The 1299-nt window shown below is 38.6% G+C and carries 1 protein-coding gene and 1 pseudogene; both read right to left on the bottom strand.

What is annotated here, in order from left to right; translation table 11 throughout:
• On the bottom strand, positions 1-245 hold a 245-nt coding region (locus CER18_RS09670), incomplete at its 3' end, for a helix-turn-helix domain-containing protein (RefSeq protein WP_143242727.1).
• Positions 246-1055: 810 nt separating this feature from the next.
• Positions 1056-1299: pseudogene (locus CER18_RS09665) on the bottom strand (helix-turn-helix domain-containing protein); the annotation flags it as partial.

Genomic DNA, 1299 nt, shown 5'->3' with positions numbered 1-1299 from the left:
AAGATATGTTCTTTTGTTGAAATATCGGCATAAAAAAAGAAAATCGAGATATCCAATATATCAGCAATTTCTTGTAAGCGCCCTGCCCCCACACGGTTCAATCCTTTTTCATATTTTTGGACTTGTTGGAAGGTTATCCCTAAACGGTGCCCTAATTGTTTTTGAGACATTTTCAACATTTCTCGTCTCAAACGAATTCTCTTGCCTATCAAAATATCGTTAGAATGTGGATTTTTGGTTTGCACTGAAGACCCCCTCCGGTTGCGAGCGCCCTCGCATTGGTATTCCGGGAGGTTGGATTCACTGAACTTAAACAGTCTCTTGTTTTTAGTGCTTATAGCACTTGGACATAACAAAAGCCCCCGGAACTTCCGGGATAGCCATAATTGTTTATGCGTTAAGTTTTAAGGAATCCAACTCCTTATTGACCGTTGCGTGGACGATCAAAAACACAGATCTATCAATAAAGTAATTTCAGAAGATTGGCAAGAAAAATGAAAGTATTTTTTGGAACGCAAGAATTATCCGATCATACTGTAAAACAATGCTTTTTGAGGTTGAAATAGATTTTACGTATTGGGGTGCTTTTTTGTGCAAACGGGTGTTGAATATTTTAGAGGTAGGTTGTTTATCGTGCCTTTTGAAGTACTCTCCTTTGAGAGAACATCAATTTTATAAAAGGGCTCTATGAGCGAATAATGTTGCGAGGTGCGCTTTTGCCTATCGAAATGTCATTAAAATATGGATTTTTAGTTGGAAAATGTGGATTTTTGGTTTGCATTTTGTGCCCCCGCCAAGTGCGAGCGCCTCTTATGCGTATTCCGGGAGTCTGAAAGTACTGAGTTCGAATCAGCTTTTTTGCTTTTAGTGTGCAAGCACACCTGGACAGTGCAAAAACTCCCGGAATCTCGCGATATTTATAAAGCAGACCAATGTCTCTGCTTGAATTTTCAAGGCCTTAAGATCCCCCCATGAAACATCACGGTACAGTTAGCACCATTCGCTTATTCATAAAGTAATCTCAGGAGAGCAGCAATCAAATTTAAAGCAGTGTTTTATCTTTCAGCAATCAAACACAAGATTGCTTTTTGTTGTTTAGGCTTAAGCTCTCTAAAACTTTTCAAAAGGATATGCTCTTCTTGGTTTGAGGTCATTTCTTCATAAGGAAGCAAGATATGTTCTTTTGTTGAAATATCGGCATAAAAAAAGAAAATCGAGATATCCAATATATCAGCAATTTCTTGTAAGCGCCCTGCCCCCACACGGTTCAATCCTTTTTCATATTTTTGGACTTGTTGG

Origin of the sequence: Bartonella tribocorum (genome assembly GCF_002777915.1) — a bacterium.
Lineage (GTDB): Bacteria > Pseudomonadota > Alphaproteobacteria > Rhizobiales > Rhizobiaceae > Bartonella > Bartonella tribocorum_A.
The sequence above is the reverse complement of the archived record's forward strand: the minus strand, read 5'-3'. Positions and strand labels throughout refer to the sequence as shown.